This window comes from Sphingobium sp. CR28, from assembly GCF_052327305.1.
Taxonomy (GTDB): Bacteria; Pseudomonadota; Alphaproteobacteria; order Sphingomonadales; family Sphingomonadaceae; genus Sphingobium.
The window spans coordinates 1,178,621-1,199,988 of record NZ_CP182486.1; the positions used below are offsets into that span (position 1 = coordinate 1,178,621).

Annotated in this window: 18 protein-coding genes; 5 read left to right on the top strand and 13 right to left on the bottom strand. The window is 63.8% G+C overall.

Annotated elements, in window-relative coordinates; genetic code table 11:
* Window positions 1–93 precede the first annotated feature (93 nt).
* The 4 genes from polA to nadB all read right to left on the bottom strand — a co-directional run bounded on the left by polA (window position 94) and on the right by nadB (window position 6,973).
* On the bottom strand, window positions 94–2,895 hold the full coding sequence (gene polA, locus ACNAOH_RS05520; RefSeq protein WP_443971759.1) for a DNA polymerase I: 2,802 nt from the start codon (window positions 2,893–2,895) through the stop codon (window positions 94–96).
* A gap of 32 nt (window positions 2,896–2,927) precedes the next feature.
* Window positions 2,928–3,992, bottom strand: coding sequence for a glycerophosphodiester phosphodiesterase (locus ACNAOH_RS05525; RefSeq protein ID WP_443971760.1), 1,065 nt, complete (start codon window positions 3,990–3,992; stop codon window positions 2,928–2,930).
* Window positions 3,993–4,078: 86 nt separating this feature from the next.
* Entirely contained in the window at window positions 4,079–5,251 is a 1,173-nt protein-coding gene (locus tag ACNAOH_RS05530; RefSeq protein ID WP_443971761.1) for a serine hydrolase, read from the bottom strand.
* 117 nt (window positions 5,252–5,368) lie between these two features.
* Window positions 5,369–6,973: an L-aspartate oxidase gene (gene nadB / locus ACNAOH_RS05535; RefSeq protein ID WP_443971762.1), complete on the bottom strand. Its 1,605-nt coding sequence runs from the start codon at window positions 6,971–6,973 to the stop codon at window positions 5,369–5,371.
* Between the two features lie 292 nt (window positions 6,974–7,265).
* Between nadB and ACNAOH_RS05540 the strand changes: the two genes are divergently transcribed.
* Window positions 7,266–7,931 (top strand): PEPxxWA-CTERM sorting domain-containing protein, encoded by a 666-nt coding sequence (locus tag ACNAOH_RS05540; protein ID WP_443971763.1) that lies wholly within the window; start codon window positions 7,266–7,268, stop codon window positions 7,929–7,931.
* Between the two features lie 74 nt (window positions 7,932–8,005).
* Here ACNAOH_RS05540 and ACNAOH_RS05545 read toward each other — a convergent pair whose 3' ends face one another.
* From ACNAOH_RS05545 to crcB, 6 genes are read right to left on the bottom strand one after another with little or no spacing between them, the layout of a single operon-like run.
* A complete protein-coding gene (locus ACNAOH_RS05545) occupies window positions 8,006–8,935 on the bottom strand; it encodes an ABC transporter ATP-binding protein (protein ID WP_443971764.1) in 930 nt (309 codons plus the stop codon).
* A gap of 11 nt (window positions 8,936–8,946) precedes the next feature.
* Window positions 8,947–9,654: an ATP12 family chaperone protein gene (locus ACNAOH_RS05550; protein WP_443971765.1), complete on the bottom strand. Its 708-nt coding sequence runs from the start codon at window positions 9,652–9,654 to the stop codon at window positions 8,947–8,949.
* On the bottom strand, window positions 9,651–9,911 hold the full coding sequence (locus tag ACNAOH_RS05555; protein WP_443971766.1) for a hypothetical protein: 261 nt from the start codon (window positions 9,909–9,911) through the stop codon (window positions 9,651–9,653). Before ACNAOH_RS05555 ends, ACNAOH_RS05550 begins: the two co-directional genes overlap by 4 nt.
* A complete protein-coding gene (locus ACNAOH_RS05560; protein WP_443971767.1) occupies window positions 9,908–10,567 on the bottom strand; it encodes an HAD-IA family hydrolase in 660 nt (219 codons plus the stop codon). The genes ACNAOH_RS05555 and ACNAOH_RS05560 overlap by 4 nt, the downstream gene beginning before the upstream one ends.
* 22 nt (window positions 10,568–10,589) lie before the next feature.
* On the bottom strand, window positions 10,590–11,837 hold the full coding sequence (locus ACNAOH_RS05565; protein ID WP_443972055.1) for an RluA family pseudouridine synthase: 1,248 nt from the start codon (window positions 11,835–11,837) through the stop codon (window positions 10,590–10,592).
* Between the two features lie 8 nt (window positions 11,838–11,845).
* Window positions 11,846–12,226: a fluoride efflux transporter CrcB gene (gene crcB / locus ACNAOH_RS05570; protein ID WP_443971768.1), complete on the bottom strand. Its 381-nt coding sequence runs from the start codon at window positions 12,224–12,226 to the stop codon at window positions 11,846–11,848.
* A gap of 136 nt (window positions 12,227–12,362) precedes the next feature.
* Here crcB and ACNAOH_RS05575 point away from each other — a divergent pair, with 136 nt between their 5' ends.
* Both ACNAOH_RS05575 and rarD read left to right on the top strand, forming a co-directional pair.
* Window positions 12,363–15,011: a glycosyl hydrolase 115 family protein gene (locus ACNAOH_RS05575; protein WP_443971769.1), complete on the top strand. Its 2,649-nt coding sequence runs from the start codon at window positions 12,363–12,365 to the stop codon at window positions 15,009–15,011.
* A gap of 99 nt (window positions 15,012–15,110) precedes the next feature.
* The gene (rarD, locus tag ACNAOH_RS05580) at window positions 15,111–16,040 is read left to right on the top strand and encodes an EamA family transporter RarD (RefSeq protein ID WP_443971770.1); all 930 of its coding nucleotides are present in this window, start codon (window positions 15,111–15,113) and stop codon (window positions 16,038–16,040) included.
* A gap of 137 nt (window positions 16,041–16,177) precedes the next feature.
* Here rarD and ACNAOH_RS05585 read toward each other — a convergent pair whose 3' ends face one another.
* Window positions 16,178–17,515 (bottom strand): dihydroorotase, encoded by a 1,338-nt coding sequence (locus ACNAOH_RS05585; RefSeq protein ID WP_443971771.1) that lies wholly within the window; start codon window positions 17,513–17,515, stop codon window positions 16,178–16,180.
* A gap of 48 nt (window positions 17,516–17,563) precedes the next feature.
* On the opposite strand from ACNAOH_RS05585, the gene ygfZ reads away from it, so the two are divergent.
* Both ygfZ and ACNAOH_RS05595 read left to right on the top strand, forming a co-directional pair.
* Window positions 17,564–18,331: a CAF17-like 4Fe-4S cluster assembly/insertion protein YgfZ gene (gene ygfZ / locus ACNAOH_RS05590; RefSeq protein WP_443971772.1), complete on the top strand. Its 768-nt coding sequence runs from the start codon at window positions 17,564–17,566 to the stop codon at window positions 18,329–18,331.
* Window positions 18,328–19,077 (top strand): glutaminyl-peptide cyclotransferase, encoded by a 750-nt coding sequence (locus ACNAOH_RS05595; protein WP_443971773.1) that lies wholly within the window; start codon window positions 18,328–18,330, stop codon window positions 19,075–19,077. The genes ygfZ and ACNAOH_RS05595 overlap by 4 nt, the downstream gene beginning before the upstream one ends.
* A gap of 32 nt (window positions 19,078–19,109) precedes the next feature.
* Here ACNAOH_RS05595 and ACNAOH_RS05600 read toward each other — a convergent pair whose 3' ends face one another.
* Together ACNAOH_RS05600 and ACNAOH_RS05605 are read right to left on the bottom strand one after the other, a co-directional pair.
* Window positions 19,110–19,949: a DsbA family protein gene (locus ACNAOH_RS05600; protein ID WP_443971774.1), complete on the bottom strand. Its 840-nt coding sequence runs from the start codon at window positions 19,947–19,949 to the stop codon at window positions 19,110–19,112.
* Complete coding sequence (locus tag ACNAOH_RS05605) at window positions 19,946–21,298, bottom strand: M48 family metalloprotease (protein WP_443971775.1); 1,353 nt, start codon at window positions 21,296–21,298, stop codon at window positions 19,946–19,948. Before ACNAOH_RS05605 ends, ACNAOH_RS05600 begins: the two co-directional genes overlap by 4 nt.
* Between the last annotated feature and the right edge of the window lie 70 nt (window positions 21,299–21,368).

Below are 21,368 nucleotides of genomic sequence, written 5' to 3' on the forward strand. Positions count from 1 at the left end.
ATCGGCGAGAGCCTAAAGTCCGCTTAACTACTCGTGACGATGCCGTATCGGAGATGAAGATTTTTCGGGCCTATTGGGACAGGAGGTCGCGCACTAGTGCGCGGCGCCCCAGCTTGAGCCGATGCCGATTTCGACACCCAGCGGCACGGAGAGTCGAACCATTGGTTCGGCAGCCCCCGCCATGACCGACTCGATAATGGGCTTGGCCGCTTCCACATCGCTCTCAGGCAGCTCGAACACGAGTTCGTCATGCACCTGGAGGAGCATGCGCACCTGCCCCAGCCCAGCCTCCCTGAGTGCTGGCCCCATCCGCGCCATCGCCCGCTTGATGATGTCGGCGCTGGTGCCCTGTATGGGCGCGTTGATCGCCGCCCGCTCCGCACCCTGACGGATGTGCTGCACACTGTTGGTAATCTGCGGAAACCAGGTTTTCCGGCCAAAGAGCGTCTCGGTGTAACCCCGCGCGCGGACCTTCTCCAGCGTCTCGTTGATATAGGCCGATATGCCCGGAAAACGCTCGAAATAGCGTGAAATCATCGATTGCGCTTCGTCGGGATCGATCTCCAGCCGGGCCGCCAGACCCCAGCGCGAAATGCCATAAAGAATGGCGAAGTTGATCGTCTTCGCGCGGGCGCGCGTGTCGCGATTCACCTCGCCGAACAGCTCCTGCGCCGTCGCCGCGTGAATATCCTCGCCCGCCAGAAACGCATCACGAAGGGCGGGCACGTCCGCCATGTGGGCTGCAAGGCGCAGTTCGATCTGACTGTAGTCGGCGGCAAGGATCACGTTACCCGGCTCGGCGATAAACGCATCGCGGATTTGTCGACCGACCTCGCTGCGGATCGGAATATTCTGGAGATTGGGATCGGTGGAACTGAGGCGACCTGTCTGTGCGCCCGTCAGGCTGTAACTGGTGTGAACCCGGCCCGTTTGCGGATTGATCTGAGCCTGCAACGCATCGGTATAAGTGGATTTCAGCTTGGAAAGCTGCCGCCACTCAAGCACCAACCCGGCGATCTCCGATCCCTCCGCCTTCAGCTTCTCCAGAACGGTCACGTCAGTTGAATAAGCGCCGCTCTTGCCCTTTTTCCCGCCCTTGAGGCCCATCTTCTCGAAGAGAATCGCGCCCAGCTGCTGCGTGGAACCCACCATGAAGGGCTGGCCGGCAAGCGCGTGGATTTCGCTCTCGAGCCGCGCGATGTCCTGCGCGAACTGTCCCGAAAGGCGCGAGAGCGCCTCCCGGTCCACCTTGATGCCGGCCCGCTCCATGCCGGCGACCACGCTTGCGAGCGGCCGGTCGACCAGCTCGTAAATGCGTGTCGCGCCTTCATGGGCGAGCCTGGGCTTGAACCGGGTCCAAAGCCGGTAGGTCACGTCCGCGTCCTCAGCCCCATAGCGCGTCGCTTCGGGCAACGGCACCTGCGCGAAGCTGATCGCCTTCTTGCCGGTTCCCGTGACGTCCTTGAAGCCGATGCATGTGTGATCGAGATGCTGTTTCGCCGCCTCGTCCATGCCATGGCCAGCGAGAGATTTGCCTGCTTCCAGATCGAAGGCCATCAGCATCGTGTCGTCATAGGGCGAAACGACGAGACCGTGGCGGGCCAGCACGTTGATGTCGTATTTGATGTTGTGGCCGATCTTGAGCACGCCGGGATCCCGCAAAACCGGCGCGAGACGCGTGATGACATCGGCAAGCGCCAGCTGTGGCGGTGCCTCGCAGAACATGTCGTCGCCCGAGCGGTGGGCCACGGGAATGTAGCAGGCCCGGCCCGGAGCCGTCGCAAGGCAGATGCCGACAAGGCTCGCGACAATGCTGTCCAGCGCATCGGTCTCGGTGTCGACGGCAAGGACGCCTCCGGTCTGCGCTTCGGCAATCCAACGGTCGAGCGCGTCCAGAGTCACGACAGTCTCATAGGCCTCCCGGTCGATGGGTGGCAGATCGATAGGCGCCGGTGCGCCACTCACCGGAGTTACGCCCTGAGAGGGAGCTGAGACGGAAGGCGTCGCTGCCTTGCCCGGCGCATTGCCTGCAAGGCGCGAGAGCAGCGCCTTGAATCCCTGATCCTCCAGAAAAGCACGGAGCGGGTCGGGCGGGATTCCATCCAGCTTCAGCTCATCGAGCGACATCGGCAGAGGCACGCCGACATGCAGCGTGACAAGCTCCCGAGAGAGCCGGGCGAGATCGGCATGTTCGACCAGCCGCTCCTGCAATTTGGAGGGCTTCATGTTTGGCGCCGCCGCGAGCACCGCGTCGAGATCGCCATATTCGAGGATCAGCTTGGACGCCGTCTTCGGACCGACACCCGGCACGCCGGGTACATTGTCGACACTGTCACCCATCAGCGCAAGCACGTCCCGCAATTGCGAGGGCGCGACGCCGAATTTCGTCATCACATAATCGTCGCTGCGCCGCTCGTTCTTCATCGTGTCGAGCATATCGACGCCCGGCTGGATCAACTGCGCGAGATCCTTGTCCGAGGAGACGATTGTGACGTCCCAGCCCTTTGCGACCGCTTGGCAGGTATAGGTGGCGATGATGTCGTCCGCCTCGAACCCCTCCTCCTCGATACACGGCAGCGAAAAGGCGCGCGTCGCATCGCGGATCAGCGGAAACTGCGGGATCAGGTCTTCGGGCGCGGGCGGGCGGTTGGCTTTATACTGATCGTAGAGATCGTTGCGGAAAGTGTGGCTGCTCTTGTCGAGGATCACCGCCAGATGCGTAGGCCCCTCTTCCTTGTCGAGCGCGTCCGCCAGCTTCCAGAGCATCGCGGTATAGCCATAGACCGCGCCAGCCGGCACGCCATGCCGATTGGTGAGGGGGGGCAGCTGATGATAGGCACGAAAAATATAGCTCGAGCCATCGACAAGATAGAGGTGATTCTTGGTATCCGCCATCGGGCGGGGATAGCGGCTGGGGCGCCTCCCCGCTACGCCGAAACAGCAGCGCGGCCGATCGCGGGATCGTCCGTGAAAAAGCCGTCGATCCCGGCGCGGATAAAGGCGCGAATTTCCGCTATCGCGCCCTTCTCCGCCCGATGTGCGGGATCGTCCCCCTCACGCAAGACCATCGGCAGAAAGCTGTTCTCCGGGCGGAAGGTATAAGGCATCACTGCCAGCCCGGCCTTGTGCGCGTCTTTCACCAGAGCGGTGGGCGTGCCGAGCCGGCCATCGCGGCCGACCGGAATGATCGACATCTTGTAGGGCGCGACGATGTCCGCATAAGTCGCCATTTCGGCAAGACCGGCGGGAGCCATCATGTTCGCATAAGTCGTCTTCCCGCCCGCCTTCACAATATCGGCGGGCTGCATCGCTTCTTCATCGCAAAGCTGCATGAGGCGGACATTGGTCCACTGGCCGAGCTGATTCTTCAAATAGCGCAGGTTCCCGGTTTCGAACGACTGGACGATCAGCGGCGCGCTGCGGCTATACGGGTGCCGGCCGATGACATCGACGAAGAGGTCTTCCATGGGAAGGCCGGCATCGGAGAAATAGGTCGAGTGCTTAAGCTCCGGCACGATACCGATCATGCGGCCCCGCGCACGCGCCTGTCCGGCGACGAAATCGATCACTTCGCTGAGGGTCACAATCGGGAAGCGGCCGTCCATCGCGGCGCTCGCCGGCCGCAACGTCGGCAAGCGCTCTTTCGCCTGGAGCGTTTTCAGCTCGGCCAGCGTGAAGTCTTCGGTGAACCAGCCTTCATGGGCCGCCCCGTCGACAACCTTCCGCGTCCGCCGATCTGCAAATTCGGGGTGCGCGGCGACATTGGTCGTCTCGGAAATGTCGTTCTCATGGCGGACGATGAGGTGGCGGTCCTTCGTCATGCACAGGTCCGGCTCGATCATGTCCGCGCCGTCTATGATCGCCCGTTCATAGGAGGCAAGCGTATGCTCGGGGAGGAGCGCGCACGCGCCGCGATGGCCTATGACGAGGGGCGCAGGCCGAGGTTCACGACTATGCGCCATCGGCATCGCCGCGAAAGCACCTGCTGTCATCAGCGTCTCGCGCCGGGTAAACCTCATGACGGCGGGCTATGCCGACGGGATATGACATGGCGGTTTCAGCGACCCGCGCAATCCCGCTAGCTCGTGTGAAGCTCCGCGACAGTGCGCGCGACTTCCTGCATCAGCGCCCACCGCACGGGGATAGGCTGCTTGGTCGAGCCGATCATCACGACAATGGCGTAGCTCGTGCCATCGGGCGCCGTCATGATTCCCACGTCGTTGTAGCCGGTCGAACGCGATCCCAGATCCTGCCCGGTTCCGGTCTTATGAACATATTTCCAGCCCCTCGGCACGCCCGCCTTCACCCGCTGCGGTCCGGTTTTGGCTTCGCCCATTGTCGAGATGAGCTGCGCCGTCGAGGCTGGCGAAAGCATGTCTCCGCGCTTCAGCTTGGCGAGCGCGTGGGCAATCGCGACCGGCGAGGCGCCGTCTGGCGGATTGGCAAGATAATCGTCCAGTGCCTTCTGGCGCACGGACATGGGGAGATTGGCCCGCGCAGTGTAGAAGCGGCGCCCCTGCGAGAGATCCTGCGTCCAAGGAAGGCCAGCCGTCTGGCTCTGCAGCAGCCGCTCGCCGGGGCCGAAGCGAACATTGGCGATATAGCGCCGCGCGAGGAAGCTGCGCACGGCCTCCGAGCCGCCGATCGAGCGGAGCACCGAGTCATTCGCGGTATTGTCGCTCTGCGTCATCGCCCGGAAGAAAAGATCGGAGAGGCTGGTTGTGTAGCCCCCCGGTCCCTTCACCATTGCGGCGATCGGCTGATGAAAAAGCGTGAGATCCTTGGGCTGGATCGTCACTGGTTGGGTGAGCGAGACCTTGCCGCGATCCACCGCGTCGAGAAGCGTCATTGCGACCCAGAGCTTCGAGACGCTCTGCTGCGGAAAGAGCTGGGTGCCATTGTGGCTAACGGTCCAGCCAGCGTCCACGCGCTCGACCGCAATGCCGACCTTGCCGTCGAAGGACTGGCCGAGGGACTGGATGACAGCGGAGAGCGCGGGCGGCGGCGGGCTTGGGCGAGGCGCAGGGCGGGCGGCCACCACGGGCGAAGTCGATGCCGGGCGCGGCGCGTTAAGCGGCGCCGCCTGCGGACGAGCGTGCGCCAAAGTCGCAGGGGGCGTACTGCGCGGCACAGCCGTGCAGGCGCTAGCGAGCACGATTGTCGCAAGTCCTACGGTCTTCCAGCTCGTCTCCCGCGGATGCTTCCGCACCAGCCTCAGCGTGCCGTTCTTTGCCGCCTTTGTGCGTTTCATACCCCCGAACATGACCGCCATTTAATTAACGACGCAAAAACAAGAGCAAGGGCCATGCGGCGCGTCGAATCCCCTATACGACGAACCGTTAGTCGAACGCGACGACCGGTTGAACCTTTACGGCACCAGCACAGTATCGGCGGCTTCGGGCAGCATGTCCGGATAGTCGAGGGTGTAATGAAGGCCCCGACTTTCCTTACGGTGAAGTGCCGAACGAATGATGAGCCGCGCGACCTCGAGCAGGTTTCGTAGCTCGATAAGGTCCGGCGTCACCCGGAAGTTGCCATAATAGTCGTCCACTTCCTTGCTCAGGAGGTCGGCGCGGTGCTGGGCACGCTCCAGCCGCTTCGTGGTGCGCACGATCCCGACATAGTCCCACATGAAGCGGCGAATCTCTTTCCAGTTGTGCTGGACGATCACTTCCTCGTCGCTGTCGGTCACGCGGCTCTCGTCCCACGGCCGGATCGGCGGCGGCGCGGGCAGCTCTTCCCAATGGGCGCGGATATGCCTCGCGGCCGCCTCGCCGAAGACGAAGCATTCGAGTAGGGAATTGGACGCGAGACGATTGGCGCCGTGCAGCCCGCTCTCGCTGACTTCCCCTGCGGCATACAAGCCGGGCAGATCGGTCTTCCCGTCCAGATCGATGATGACGCCGCCGCAGGTATAGTGCTGCGCGGGGACCACGGGGATCGGCTCCTTGGTGATGTCGATGTCGAGATCGAGCAGCCGCGAATAGATCGTGGGGAAATGCTCCTTGATGAACTCGGGCGGCTTATGGCTGATGTCGAGGTGGACATAGTCCAGCCCCAGCCGCTTGATCTCATGGTCGATCGCACGGGCCACCACATCGCGCGGAGCGAGTTCGCCCCGCTTGTCGAACCGGTCCATGAAGCGCTTTCCCCCACCCGGCACGCCCGGCGGCAGCTTCAGCTTGCCCCCTTCGCCGCGCATTGCCTCGGTGATGAGGAAGTTCTTGACCTCATGATTATAGAGGCAGGTCGGGTGAAACTGGTTCATCTCCATGTTGGAGACGCGGCATCCCGCGCGCCAGGCCATGGCGATGCCATCGCCGGTCGCACCGCGCGGTGCCGTCGAGAAGAGATAGGTCCGCCCTGCACCACCGGTGCAGAGGATGGTCGCGCGACCAAGCAGCGCATCCACGCGCTTGGCCTGCTTGTTGTAGGCATAGACGCCCCACACATGTCCGTCGCCCGAGTAGCGCTCGCCATGGCGTGAGGTGATGAGGTCGATAGCGACCATATCCTCCATCAGCGTGATGTTCGGATTGGCGCGCGCAGCAGCGAGCAGCGCCACCTGCACTGCATGGCCGGTCGCGTCGTCGACATGCACGATGCGCCGGTGCGAGTGGCCGCCCTCCCGCGTCAGATGCCACCGCTCGCCAAAGTCTTCGCCCGCGTTGAACGGCACGCCCAGCGCCGCAAGCCGTTCGATCGCCGCAGGCGCTTCGGACACGACGAACTCCACGGTCTCACGATTGTTGAGCCCTGCCCCCGCGATCATCGTATCCTCGACATGCGCGGCGAAGCTGTCCCCGGCGTCCAGAACCGCCGCGATGCCGCCCTGCGCCCAGTTGGTCGAGCCGGCATCCAGGGCGCCCTTGGCAACCACCAGCACCTTGCGATCCTGCGCCAGGTTTATTGCGGCGGTCAGTCCTGCCGCGCCCGAACCGATGATGACGACGTCGTGATGGGAGATGGTCATGAGGAATAGCCGTTCTTCGAGTCGCGACGATCTTTGCGTGTGGCCGCTGGGGTGTGGGCCTGCCTTATCAGCACGAACGGTAACAGAAGGAAAGAATATGCCCCAGCTTGAGACGCTCGGCGAGCAGAGGCCGGGCATTAAGGATCTTCTTGCGAGGGATCACGGTTAACGCGGTGCTTTTGATGGTTAATAGATGTGAACCTTCTTCTGAGAGCCCGTATTCCCGCTCCAACGGCACAGTGTGAGCTGTGCGTTGGAACAGGGCGACGCCCTTTGTGTGGGAGCAATGACAATGACCAAGGCTATCTTCATGATCGGCGCCGCAAGCGCCCTCGTCCTTTCCGCTCCGGCAATGGCGACTGAGCTCGTTGCCAATGGCAGCTTCGAGACCGGCAACACGTCCGGGTGGAAAGTCACCAGCACCAGCGGCACGGCGCCGCAGGTGATCGCTTACGGTCAGGCGAGTGGCTATCCGACCGGCGCGTTCGGCGAAGCCGTTCCGGCAGGCACCGGCAATTTCGGCCTCCTCTTCTCGTCCGACACGGCAAATCCTGATCGCCTGTGGCAGATGGTCAATGTCGTGAAGGACATGATCTACACGATCAGCTTCGACTATTATGTGCCGCTGAATGGCTACAGCAATCCCTATGACGCCACGCTTGCGCTGTTCGCGGGCAATACGCAGCTCGGTTCGACGATCCAGACGGGCAGCGCCGGCGGCGCCGCACCCCAGCAGTGGTACACGTTCACGACCAACTACACCGCCACGTCCAACGGCAACGTCAAGCTGGGCCTCCAGTTCAACGGACTGGGCTCGACGGCGGCCGACTTCGTGGTGGATAACATCTCGATGACGCAGGCGGTCCCTGAGCCCGCGACCTGGGCGATGATGATCGCCGGTTTCGGCATTGCCGGCGCTTCGCTGCGCCGTCGCAAGACCGTGCTCAGCTTCGCCTGAACCATCGGTAGCTAATTAAAGGGTCGTCAGTCGCTAAGACTGGCGATCCTTTTTAGTATGTGGCCAAGGCGTAGCTAGGCCACTTCCCGCGTCAGCTTGAGGAAGACATCCTCCAGATCGGGGTCACGCGTCGAGACGTCGATGATCGAGAAGCCCTGGCTCTGGATGAGAGTCAGCACTTCGCCGGCGCTCGCCTTGTCCTTTTCGAACGTGACGGCAAGGGTGCGCTCGCCGATCTTCTCCACCTTCTCGAACCGGGCATGATCGGGCAAGTCAGTGACCTCGCGGTCCACTGTCACCTCCACGACCTTCTCCTGCGCCATCCCCAGCAATTCATGCGTGGGTTTGTCCGCGATCACACGGCCGTGATTGATGATGGCGATGCGATCGCAGAGCTCCTCGGCTTCTTCCAGATAATGTGTAGTGAGGACGATCGTGACACCGCCCGCGTTCAGCTCCCGAACATAGGCCCAGAGCTGCTGGCGCAGTTCCACATCCACACCCGCGGTTGGTTCGTCGAGCACGAGGATGGGCGGGGAATGGACCATGGCCTTGGCCACCATGAGCCGCCGCTTCATGCCTCCCGAGAGGGACCGGGCATAGGCATCGGCCTTGTCATGGAGGTGGACCGCCCGCAGCAGTTCTGCTGTCCGCCGCTGCGCCTTGGGCACCCCATAGAAGCCCGCCTGATTCTCCAGCGTCTCTCGCGGCGTGAAGAAGGGGTCGAACAGGATCTCCTGATTGACGATGCCGATCGAGTTCTTCGCGTTGCGGGCCTGCGCGTCGATGTCGAAGCCCCAGATGCTCGCGGTGCCGCTGGTCTTGTTGACGAGGCCGGCGAGAATATTGATGAGAGTGGACTTGCCCGCGCCATTGGGTCCGAGAAGCCCGAAGATCATGCCGCGCGGTATCTGCAGCGTCACATCGTCGAGCGCGCGCTTGCCGCCCTGATAGACCTTGACGAGATTGCGGATGTCGATCGCTGCGTAGGTGGGCTCGCTCATAGGAGCGTGCTTTAGCTTTCCGCGTCTTGTCGCACCAGAGCGCAATAGCGCGCGGCGTCGATGAATTCTGCGCGGGATGCCGCGAGGCTCGCTTCGGCTTCCGCGTCGCTTCCCCATTGGTCGAGCTGGAAGCGCTCATCGAGGGAAACCGCTGTCCACAACGCATCCTCAGCGATGGCGCGGTCCAGATAAGCCAGCGCGCCAACCAGCGATCCGCCGATCGAAACCAGTTTCGTCATGCCGGCAAGCAGCCATGGATCGGTCGCTTCCACCGCGCCGCGTAGTGCGGCAAGCGTGCGTGCCGGCTGATCGGCAGGCATGATCCCGCTCGTCACCACAAAATCCGCACCATGACGCGCTGCTGCCCAGTTCAGCATCGGATCCCAATGCGCCTTCTGAAGCGTCATCAGCGCTTCGAGATGGTCCGCCCGATAGCAGAAGAGGTCGCTCGCGCCATAAGCCGCGATTTGTCCCCTGAAGTCCCCGAGCGCGGGCAGCACACGATCGATGGTGGCATTGGCAAGGCCAGTCATCGGCATGGCGCCGGGGTCGATCTCGTCGCCCTGCCCGTTCCACTCCGCCGCAATGGCCTCTGCAAGCCCGGCGCCGGGCACGGTCAATACTGCGCGGGCCGGTGTTCGGACCGGGCGCTCATCGAGCAGGATTGCGTGACCATTGTCGCCGGGAGCAGTGCTCGCCGCCTTATAGAAGCGCTTCATCGTGGGGCGCGTGGGCTAGCCCAGGCGCGCAGTAAAAGGCGCGGCACGACGATGGTCTGTATGAAGCCCACGCATGAAATCATGAACCCCATCCACTTGGCTTTGTCTCCCTGCACCCAGTCGAAATGCTGGAGCATGATGAGCACGCCGAACAGCAGGATGAAGACGCCGGAAAGGCGGAAGAGGGAGATGGCAAAGAAGCGCGTGCGCGCCGCCGCTGCGCGAGTAGCTTCATCGTTGGGAAGGGGATCGGTCATGGCAGGCCGATATGGCGGGCAAGCGCGCCCGTGTCCATCGCGACGCTCTGGGCGCCGGCCTCGCGCAATATCTCCGGCGTGTGATAGCCCCAGCCTACACCGAGCCCCCGCACGCCCGCCGCGCGTGCCATCAGCATGTCGAAGCTGGTGTCGCCGATCATGACGGCATTGGCCGCATCGGCTCCCGCATCTGCAAGCGCCTGATGGATCATCGAGGGATGCGGTTTGGAGGGATGCCTGTCTGCGGTCTGGAGCGAAACGAAACGCGGGTGGAGGCCATGATGCTCGAGAACGAGGCGGAGCCCCCGGTCCGACTTGCCCGTGGCGACCGCCAGAAGCCACCCGTCCGCCTCCAGCGCGTCGAGCAGATCGGCAATGCCATCATAAAGCGGCTCGTGGACACCCCCGCCAGCGCGTAGCGCGTGAAAGGCCTCCTTGTAGTGGCCACTCATCAGGCCATGAAAATCCGCCTCGGCATTGGGCAGCAACTGCGCCATCGCTTCGGGCAGCGAAAGGCCGACGACCGAGAGGCAGGTCGCCCGATCTGGGCACGGCAGGCTGACCGCATCGAACGCGCCCTGCATCGCCGCGACGATGCTGTGCTGGCTGTCGACGAGCGTGCCGTCACAGTCGAAGATCGCAAGACGCAGAGACATGGATTCTTATCTTTCGGGATCTTTACTTTCGGCGCGTCGGTCCCGGTCGGGGTGCGCCGGCTTTGCCCGGGGAGGACTTGGCCGGACCCTTGCGAGGCGCCGCCTTTCCAGCCGCGCTCTTGCCGCGCGCGGCTGCCGGCTTGCCGCGTGGCGGTGGCTTTTCGTCACCCCCGCGCCCGCGCCGTTCGCCCCGGCGCGCCTTGCGCATATCCTTGGCATGGGCTTGCGCAGCCCGCTTCTCGAGGGACTTCAGCGGCTCGCGCGGCTTCTCCTCGTCGAGCGGCAGGTCGCCTTCGTTCGGATCGAAACCAAGGCTGAGCAGGCTCTCGCGGAAATGCTCGGGCGGCTCGGCCGTCACATCAAGGGGTGCGCCGTCGGGATGGTCGATGCGGATGCGCCGCGCATGAAGATGCATTTTCCGGCTGATCGTTCCCGTGAGAAACGCATCCTTGCCGCCATATTTGCCATCGCCCACAATCGGATGGCCGATTGCCGCCATGTGGACGCGCAGCTGGTGCGTGCGCCCCGTGTGCGGCTCCAGCATTACCCATGCAGCGCGGTTGCCCGCCCGTTCCACGACGCGATAGCGACTGCGCGCGGCCTGACCATTCTCGGTATCGACATGCATCTTCTCGCCACCAGTGCCCGGCTGCTTGGCGATGGGAAGATCGATGACGCCATCTTCGATCGAGGGCGCGCCGACCACGAGCGCCCAATAGACCTTGCGCGCGGTCCGGCTCGAAAAGGCCTTGGCGAAATGGGCGGCACTGCGCGCCGAGCGAGCGAGCAGCAGCGCACCTGACGTATCCTTGTCCAGTCGATGAACGAGCCGGGGCCGGTCATCCCGCTCGAACATCAGCCCATCGAGCAGCCCGTCGACATGCTCGGTCGTCTTGGTGCCGCCCTGCGTGGCGAGCCCCGGCGGCTTGTTGATGACGATCGCTTGCGGGTCGCGATGAATGACCATGGCCTCAGCGAATGCGACCTGGTCCTCGGTCAGCGGCGTGCGCGCGCGCTCCGCGCGGGCGCCTGCGCTCTTCGTCACCGGCTCGATCGGCGGCACGCGGATTGTCTGCCCTTCCGCGATGCGGTCGCCCGGCGTCGCGCGCGCGCCGTCCACACGGAGCTGCCCGGTGCGCGCCCAGCGCGACACCAGCGCGAAGCTCGCATCGGGCATATGGCGCTTGAACCAGCGATCAAGACGAATGCCGTCATCATCCGCGCTTACCCGGAACTGACGCACGCCGGCCGGATCACCACTGCGGCTCATATCCTTCTTCACGCCGTCACCCCACGCATAAGAGCCAGGCCGAGCGCCAGCGCGCCGACTGCGGCCACAACCGATATAGCAGCGTAAGAGACTGCGCTCAGCATTTCGCCTCGCTCGATCATCAGCATCATTTCGAGGCTGAAGGAGGAGAAGGTCGTGAAGCCGCCAAGCACGCCCACGGCGAAGAAAAGGCGGAGGCCCTCGCTTCCCTGTGCGCGCGCCGCCGACCAGCCAACGAACAGCCCCATGACAAGACCGCCGACAATGTTGACCGCGAGCGTTCCCCACGGCCAGCTATTGCCGAACAGTCGCCCCATCAGACGACCCGTCTCATAGCGGCCGAGCGCACCGATGGCGCCGCCAAACATCACCAGCAAGGCAGAATTCATGACCGCTAGCCCTAGTGGCTTTCGCGCGGGGCGCAACCGCAGAAGGCGACCCCGCCCGCATGTGGCGCTAAATCCTTGCCAGCCAATTCGAACGCGCTACTGTTATCGCTACCATAAAATGGATCTGGGAGCGGTAATGGAACGGCGTCAGCAATTCTCGTTGGGGAGGCGACGCCTTCTGCTCACGACCGCGGCTGCGGCATTGCTGTGCGGTCTGCCGACTATCGGCGCAGCATGGGCCGAGCCGCTCTCGGTGGATGCACGCGAAAGCAATGGCGCGTTCCCACTCATTCGCGCCGGGGTGCCGGCCGCGATCCTGATTGACGCGAATACCGACTCAGCCGTCCGGCACGTTGCGGACAGCTTTGCCGCCGATCTTCAGCGGCTGAGCGCGCAGGCGCCGCAACGCCTCACTGCCCCTGCCCCGCAATCCATGCCCGTGCTGATTGGTGTTCTGGGCCAGAGCCCGTTGATCGACGCGCTGGCGAGCGCCGGCAAGATCGACGCCAAGGACATAGCCGGTCAGTGGGAGGCGTTCCGCCAGATCGTCGTCGAGCAACCCTGGCCCGGCGTCCCCCGCGCGCTTGTCATCGTCGGCGCGGATCGGCGCGGCGCAGTGTTCGGGACGTACGATCTCTCCGAGCGCGCGGGCGTCTCGCCCTGGTACTGGTTTGCTGACGCACCCGTCCCCCGGAAAAGGGACGTGTTCATCGCCGCAGGCTCACGCCGCGACCAGCCGCTCGTCAAATATCGCGGATTCTTCATCAATGACGAGGCGCCTGCTCTCACCACATGGGCGCAAAAGCACTTCGGCGGGGCTAACGCCCGCATGTACGCGCATGTGTTCGAGCTGCTGCTGCGCCTGAAAGGCAATTATCTCTGGCCCGCCATGTGGCAGCCGCGCGCCTTCAACGACGATGACCGGCAGAACATGGTGCTGGCCGACGAGATGGGCGTCGTCATGGGCACCTCCCATCACGAACCCATGATGCGCGCGCATGACGAGTGGCACCGGAACAAGGAGCAGGGCGTCACAGGCGGCAAGTGGGATTATGCCAGCAACGCGGAAAATCTGCGCAAATTCTGGCGCGGCGGCATCGAGCGAATGATGTCCAAGGGCGATGGCAAGGGCTATGAGAGCCTCGTCACCGTCGGCATGCGCGGCGATGGCGATGAAGCCATGGCGGAAGACACCGCAACCACGCTGCTGGAGAAGATCGTCGCGGATCAGCGCGCGATCATCGCTGACGTCACGAAGAAGCCTGCGGAAAAAACTCCGCAGCTCTGGGCGCTCTACAAGGAAGTGCAGGATTATTACGATCACGGCATGAAGGCGCCGGACGACGTGACCCTTCTGTTCGCGGACGACAATTGGGGGCAGGTGAGGCGCTTGCCTGATCCGCAGGACAAGCGGGCAGGCGGCTTCGGCGTCTATTATCATTTCGACTATGTGGGGGCGCCCCGCAACTACAAGTGGCTCAACACTGTCCAGATCGAGAAGAGCTGGCAGCAGATGGATCTGACCTACGCGCGCGGGGCGCGCGACATCTGGATCGTCAATGTCGGCGACATCAAGCCGGTCGAGTACCCGCTCGACTTCTTCCTGAAGCAGGCTTGGAATCCCCTCGCGATGACGCCGGATGCGCTGGAGCGCTTCCCGGCTGACTGGGCCCGCACCATCTTCGGTCCTGCCCATGCCGTCGAGATCGGCGCCCTCATCACCCGCTACAGCCAGCTGGCCGCGCGGCGAAAGCCCGAGCTCATTGATGCGGACAGCTTCCATCTTGGCAAAGCAACCGGCGACCGGCTCGACGGCGGCGAGTTTGGGGCCATCGTCGATGAGTGGCGCACGCTGGTGGCTGGGGTGAAGCGCGTGCAGGCCGCGCTCCCCGCTTCCGCTCACTCGGCTTATACCCAGCTCCTCGCGCATCCTGCCGAAGCCATGTGCAACCTCTACGAGCTCTATTATGCCGTGGCCTGGAACCGCAGGTTGGCAGCAGCGAATGATCCGCGCGCCAACCATTTCGCGGACCTTGCGGAGGCGGCCTTTGCGCGGGATGCCGCGCTGACTGCCGCCTATCATGCGCTGAATGGCGGCAAGTGGGACGGCATGATGGCCCAGACCCACATCGGCTACACCTCATGGCAGGAGCCCAAGCAGGATGTCATGCCATCCGTGACCCGTGTGGCAGCCACCGGCGCCGTGCCCGCGATCAGGTTCGTCACTGCATCACGCGAGGCGGGCTCGGATCACGACGTTATTGCAATCGAGGCGACGGACTTCACCCGAGCGACCGGCGGCAAAGGGCTTTCATGGCGCGCGATCCCGCATCTCGGCCGCACCGGCGGCGCCGTCGTCGCGCTGCCGCAGGGCCTTCCGGCTACTGAGCCGAAGGATGGCGTTCGCCTGTCCTATGCTGCTACGCTGCGGAAATCCGGCGACCTGGTCGCCCAGCTCTATCTCTCTCCGACACTCGATCCCTCGGGCAAGAATATGCTGCGTATCGGCATCTCTATCGATGACGGCCCCGTGCAGACCCTTGTCGATCGCCTCGTGCCCGCGCCCACGGATGTGAAAACACAGGAGCAGCGGGACTGGACGGAGGCAGTGAAGGACAATGCGCGCATACTCGAAGCGCATTTCCCCGGCGTGCGCGCCGGGCGGCATATCGTGAACATCTGGCGGATCGATGACAATGTCGTGCTCCAGAAACTGGTGCTGAGCAACGGTCCACTGGAGCCAAGCTATCTCGGCCCACCAGCGAACACGCGACGACGCGGATGAAACCAGACCCTATCCCCTGATCCGGAAACAAGATTTGCTTTCATGGTGCATCGCAACACGCGCTTGCATAGGTGACCGTAGAGAGTCATGGCCGCGCTCATGGCGACTATCAGCACCATCGGCGCGGAAGAAAGCGGACGGCGGGGCTATGTCTTCGGCTTGGCCTCCTACGCTATCTGGGGCTTTCTCCCGCTTTATTTCCACGTGCTTTCCAGCGTCGATCCCTTCGAGCTGGTGGCGCATCGCGTGCTGTGGTCGCTGATCTTCCTTGCCGTCCTCATCCCGATCGCACGTCAGACCCGCGATTTCATGGCCGCCATCCGCCAGCCCGCGATCCTGCGTGCGCTGGCCGCAAGCGCGTTCATGATCGGCATCAACTGGGTGGTCTATGTCTGGGCCGTCGCGACCGGACATGTCGTCGCCGCGAGCCTGGGCTATTTTCTCAATCCGCTGGTGAGCGTGCTGCTGGGCGTTGTGGTCCTTGGCGAGCGGCTTTCAAAGGGACAGGTGACTGCCCTCTCGCTCGCGGGCATCGGCGTCGCAGTGCTCGGCTGGGGAGAGATGTCCACGCTCTGGATCAGCCTGACCCTCGCTATCAGCTTCGCGCTCTATGGCCTGATCCGCAAAGTGACCGCCGTGCCGGCGATGACCGGGCTTTCTCTGGAAACGCTGGTGCTCATGCCGATTGCGCTTATCGTGGTCGCTCTTGCGCTCTCGAATGGCTCGTCGGGTCTCTATCAGCCGCCTGGCACTGTGGCGCTCCTCGTCGGGTCCGGCATCATCACTTCCGTCCCGCTCATCCTTTTCGCAGCGGCGGCCCGGCTTCTGCCGATGACTGTGCTCGGCCTGCTCCAATACGTCGCGCCCACGATCCAGTTCATCGTCGGCACGGTTTTTCTGGGCGAGCATCTCTCGCCCGGGCGCTGGGCGAGCTTCATGCTGATCTGGGTCGGGCTCGCCATCTTCGTGTTCGACACGCTCAACAGAGCGCGTCGGGCAAGAATGCCGCTGCCTGCGCGGACAGACTAGGTTGGGGACTCAAACAGGTTTTTGATTTTGTTTCGTCATCCCGGCCCTGAGCCGGGATCCCGCTTTTTCCCGCGCGGCAAAGGCAGCTGGACCCCGGGTCAAGCCCAGGGTGACGATAAAGACTATGAGTTTACGATTTAGCGCGGGAACTCCGTCGCTTCGAAGCGCACCGGCTCGCCCACCGCCTCGTTGGCGAGCTGGTTCTCCCACATCACGCGATTGCCGCGCACGATGGTGCCCACCGGCCGGCCAGTGACGCTCATGCCCGAGAAGGGCGACCAGCCGCAGCGCGAGGCCATCCAGCTCTCGTCCATCGTCCAGCGGGCCTTGAGGTCCACCACGGTGAAGTCGGCGTCATAGCCCACCGCGATCCGGCCCTTTCCGACGAGACCGAAGATGCGCTGCGGCCCGGCACTGGTCAGGTCGATGAAGCGCCGCAGAGTCAGCCGGCCATTGGCGACATGATCGAGCAGCAACGGCACAAGCGTCTGCACGCCCGGCATACCGCTGGGGCTGTCCGGATAGACCTTCGCCTTCTCCTCGATTGTGTGCGGCGCGTGGTCTGAGCCCAGCACGTCCGGAACGCCCTGCCGCAGCCAATGCCATAGGCCGTCGCGATGGGCTTCCGAGCGGATCGGCGGGTTCATCTGCGCATAGGTGCCGAGGCGCGGATAGGCATCTTCCCCGGCGAGAGTCAGGTGCTGGGGTGTCACCTCGCACGTCGCAATATCCTTGTGATGACCAAGGAATTCGAGCTCGGCCGGCGTCGTGATGTGCAGCACATGGATGCGCCGCTTCGCTTCCCGCGCCAGCCCGATAATGCGCCGCGTCGCGATCATCGCGCTCTCGTCATCGCGCCACACCGGATGGCTGGAGGGATCGCCGTTCACACGCTCGCCCTTGCGCGCGTTCATCCGGGTCTCGTCCTCGGCATGGATGGCGACCCGGCGCTGCCCGGAGGACAGCACCCGCTTCAGCGCATTGTCATCGTCCACCAGCAGGCTGCCGGTCGAGGCACCCATGAAAATCTTGACGCCAGCAGTGCCGGGGATTTTCTCCAGCTCCGCCAGGTTCTCGGCATTGTCCGCCGTCGCGCCGACATAGAAGGCATGGTCGCACCACATGCGGTGATGAGCGCGGGCGAGCTTGTCCGCCACACGATCCGCCGTATCGGTATTGGGATTGGTGTTGGGCATCTCGAACACCGCCGTCACGCCGCCCAGCACGGCGGCGCGGCTCCCTGATTCGAGATCCTCTTTGTGCTCCAGTCCCGGCTCGCGGAAATGCACCTGACTGTCGATCACGCCGGGCAGCACATCCAGCCCCGTGCAGTCGATGCGTTCGCCTGCGTCTCCCAGATTGGAGCCGATCGCCACGATCCTGCCGCCTGCGACAGCCACATCCGCCTGTGCGGGGCCGCCGGGCAAGTGCACCGTGCCGCCAGTCAGGATCATGTCGAATATCGGCTTGGGCATGGTGCTTAGTCCCTTGGCGTTGAAGGCGCCCCGTCCTACCTAGTTCTCATGCCTTCCGCCACCCCCTCCCCGATCACATGGCTCGCCGACCGCGCGCTCATCCGCGTTTCGGGGTCCGATGCCCGGCCTTTTCTCCAAGGGCTGCTGACGCAGGACGTGCTGACGCTGGCGCCCGGCGCACCGCGCTATGCGGGCCTACTCACTCCGCAGGGCAAGGCACTGTTCGATATGATCCTCTGGGCCGATCCCATGGCGGAAAGCGATGTTCTCATCGATTGCGAAGCATCGCGCCGCGATGCGCTCATCAGGCGCCTTTCGCTCTATCGCCTGCGCCGTCCCGTCATCATCGAGCCTGAGAATTTTCTCGGCATCCACTGGTCGCCCGATGCCGGGCAAGAGGGCGCCGCGCCTGATCCCCGCCTGCCCGAGCTCGGCTATCGCTGGCTTGGCCCCACCAGCTTCGGCGATGCCTCGGAGGCGTTTCGCGCGCACCGTCTGGCGCTCGGCGTGGTCGAGGGTGTGGACGAACTTGGCGAGGACAAAACCCTGTGGCTGGAAACCAACGCGCAGGAGATGAACGGCGTCGATTATGCCAAAGGCTGCTATGTCGGTCAGGAGAATACCGCCCGAATGCACTACCGGGCGAAAATCAATCGCAGGCTCGTGGTTTTGCCCCTCAGCCTTTCCGATCCCTCCCGCGTGCGCATGGCCTATCCGGAGCTGGGTGTGGCGATCGACCACCGGCCGGCCGACACGCTCGCTGGGCTCGATCTGCCACGCTGGCTCACCGCAGCCCTTCAAGAGAGTGCACAATGATCCGTCGCGTCCGGCCACTGCTTCTTGCGCTGCTTGTGCTTCCCGCCACCGCCCAGGCGGATACGCCGTGGACGCTGGTCGCCACTTATCCGCACGATCGGAACGCGTTCACGCAGGGGCTCTCCTATCTGGATGGCGCGCTTTACGAGAGCACCGGTCTCAATGGCCGCTCGGAAATCCGCGAGGTGGATCTGACGACCGGTAAGGTGCGCCGTTCTGCAAAGCTCGATCGCACTGTCTTCGGCGAGGGGTCGACGCCATGGGCTGACAAGATCATCAGCATCTCATGGCAAAACGGCCTCGGCTTTGTTTGGAACCGCAAGGATTTCTCACTCGAACGCAGCTTCCCTTATAGCGGCGAAGGCTGGGGCCTGACGCAGGACGGCAAGCGCCTCATTATGAGTGACGGCACCGCTAATCTGCGCTTCCTCGATCCCAAAACGCTGAAGCAGACCGGCACCGTCCGCGTGACCTATGAAGGCAAGCCGGTTCCTCTGCTCAACGAGCTGGAATATGTGAACGGGGAAGTGCTGGCGAACGTGTGGTACACCTCGCGCATCGCCCGCATCGATCCGACCAGCGGCAAAGTCAAAGACTGGATCGACCTCTCATCGCTCGCCGCGAAGAATCTCGCAGGGAGCGAAGATGCCGTGCTGAACGGCATAGCCTGGGATGCAAAGGACAAGCGGCTTTTCGTCACCGGCAAGCTGTGGGCGAACCTCTACGAGATCAAGCTGGGGAAATAGGGCGTCGGCAGACGTGAAAGCCGCCTCGCCCCTCACCCCTTCTTGCGCGCCTCATTGATTGCCTTCTGGAGCGCCTCGTAGCCCACGGCGCCCTCCATCACCTTGTCGCCAACTACGAAGAGCGGCGTGCCTGAGCCCTGCAGGCTTTGCGCCAGCCGCACATTGCCGCTGATCTCGCCGTCCCGGCTGTCGCTGGCCAGCGCAGCCTTCGCCTTCGCCTCGTCTATGCCAGCCGCCTTGGCAGCGGCGAGAACCTTGGCCTTGTCGACTCCGCCTGCCGCATACATGGCGGCATGGAAGCGCGGATATTTGCCCTCTTCCGCCGCAAGCAGCGAAACGCGCGCGGCATCTGCGCTGCCTTCCGTGATTACCGGCAACTCGCGATAGACCACGCGCAGCTTCGGGTTCTCTTTCAGGAGCCGGGCAATATCGGGCAGGGAGGCGCGGCAATAGCCGCATGCATAATCGAAGAACTCGACCAGCACGACTTCCGGCTCGGCAGCCCCTTCCCACGCGCCCCGATAGGGCGTCTCAAGCGCCTTGCGGTTCTCGTCGATTGCCCCTGCCAGGCGCTGATCCTTGAGCCGCTCGATCGCCTCCGGAATGATCTCGGGATGCGCGAGAATATACTCGCGCACGACCGCCTCGATGCGCGCACGCTCGGCCGGTGGCACATCGCCCGCACCTGCGGCTGCATAGCCCGCCACAGCGCCGCCACCCAGCAAAGCTGCGCTCACGCCAGCCAGCAGCAGTGCACGACCGCCTCTTCTCCGGAGAGCAGGCCCGGTCGACGCGAACAGCGCTCCGACGAGTCGACCTCCGGCACGCCGCCAGTCACTCAGTCCCGGCTTTGCCGATTTACCGTCTATCATCGTCTCTTCTTCGTCCTTTCAAGCGCAGATCGCGATACCATCGCGATGTCCTGCGCGCGCAGATAATCCGCTGTACCCGGTTTAATGCCTGCCAGCGCGATGTCTGCATGGCGTAGCGCGAGGGCGTTTTGCCCTTCCATCTGATAGCGCTCCGCTGTGGCGAGCGCGGCTCGCGCATTGTCGCCTTTTCGAGCGTAGACGGTACCGAGCGCATACCATGCAAAGGGATTTTCCGTGTCCCGCGTGATCGCGGCGCGCAGCACCCGTTCCGCCTCGTCCAGCACGCTGTCATCCTCAGTCGCGAGCAACGCATGGCCGAGCAGCGAGGCAATGAGCGGCTGATTGCCGGTCTTTGCGACGGCCTCGCGCAGTGGCGCGACCGCGTCCTTGGGTCGGCCGGATTCCAGAAGCACCTGCCCTTTGAGTTCCAGATAATAGGGGTCGTGCGAATCGCTGGCGAGCATCGCGTCGACTTCTCGCACGGCCTGATCGGGATAGGCGCCCTTATGATAGGCATAGGCGCGCGCATAGTGCGCTGGTGCGGATTGATCGGTAACCGGATAGCGGCGCAATGTATCGGGCGGGTCGGAGACGAAGCCGAACAGCTTCGCACGCACACGCTGGAAACGCGCCTCCAGCGCTGGCGGAGTTACGCTGCTCCACGCCGGATCCTTGGTGTAGATTTCCGTCAGCACGCTGATGCGCTCGCCCGAAAGCGGGTGGGTGCGCCCATAGCTGTCCGTCTGCGGAATGGCGTAACGATATTCGAGATTCTGGAGCTTCTTGAAGAAGTCGACGCTGCCCTTGCCGCTGATCCCGGCAGTGTGGAGATAACGCGCGCCGGCAAGGTCGGCGCTGCTCTCCTGCGCGCGGCTGAAGGAGAGGAAATTGCCCATGGCCGCCTGCTGACCCAGGCCCATGATGCCCATTCCCGCCTCGCCCGCTCCCGCTGCAATCGCGGCCGCGCCGAGCAGCAATGAGACGATGGTGATACCGGTCGCCTGCTTGATGCCCTCGGTGGAGCGGACGATATGACCGCCCTCGATGTGACCCAGCTCGTGGGCAATCACGCCCTGCACTTGGTTGAGATTATCCGCGCCGGTCAGTAGCCCGGAATGAATCCACACGATCTGCCCGCCCGCCACGAAAGCGTTAATGGAAGGATCGTTGATAACGAGGATCTGGACGTTCTTGTCGTCGAGACCAGCCGCGCGGATCAGTGGCGCGGCGGCGTCTCGCATCAGCGCCTCGGTCTCCGCGTCGCGCAGGATCTGCTGGGCCACCGCCGGCTGCGCCATAAGCGTGAGCGCCCCCAATGCCGCCAACGCGCGCCCGGCGACTCTACGCATCCGGTGGAAAGGCCCATTCACCATTCGCGCCTTATGCAACGCTGCGCGTGAACATGCCATGACGCGGTCC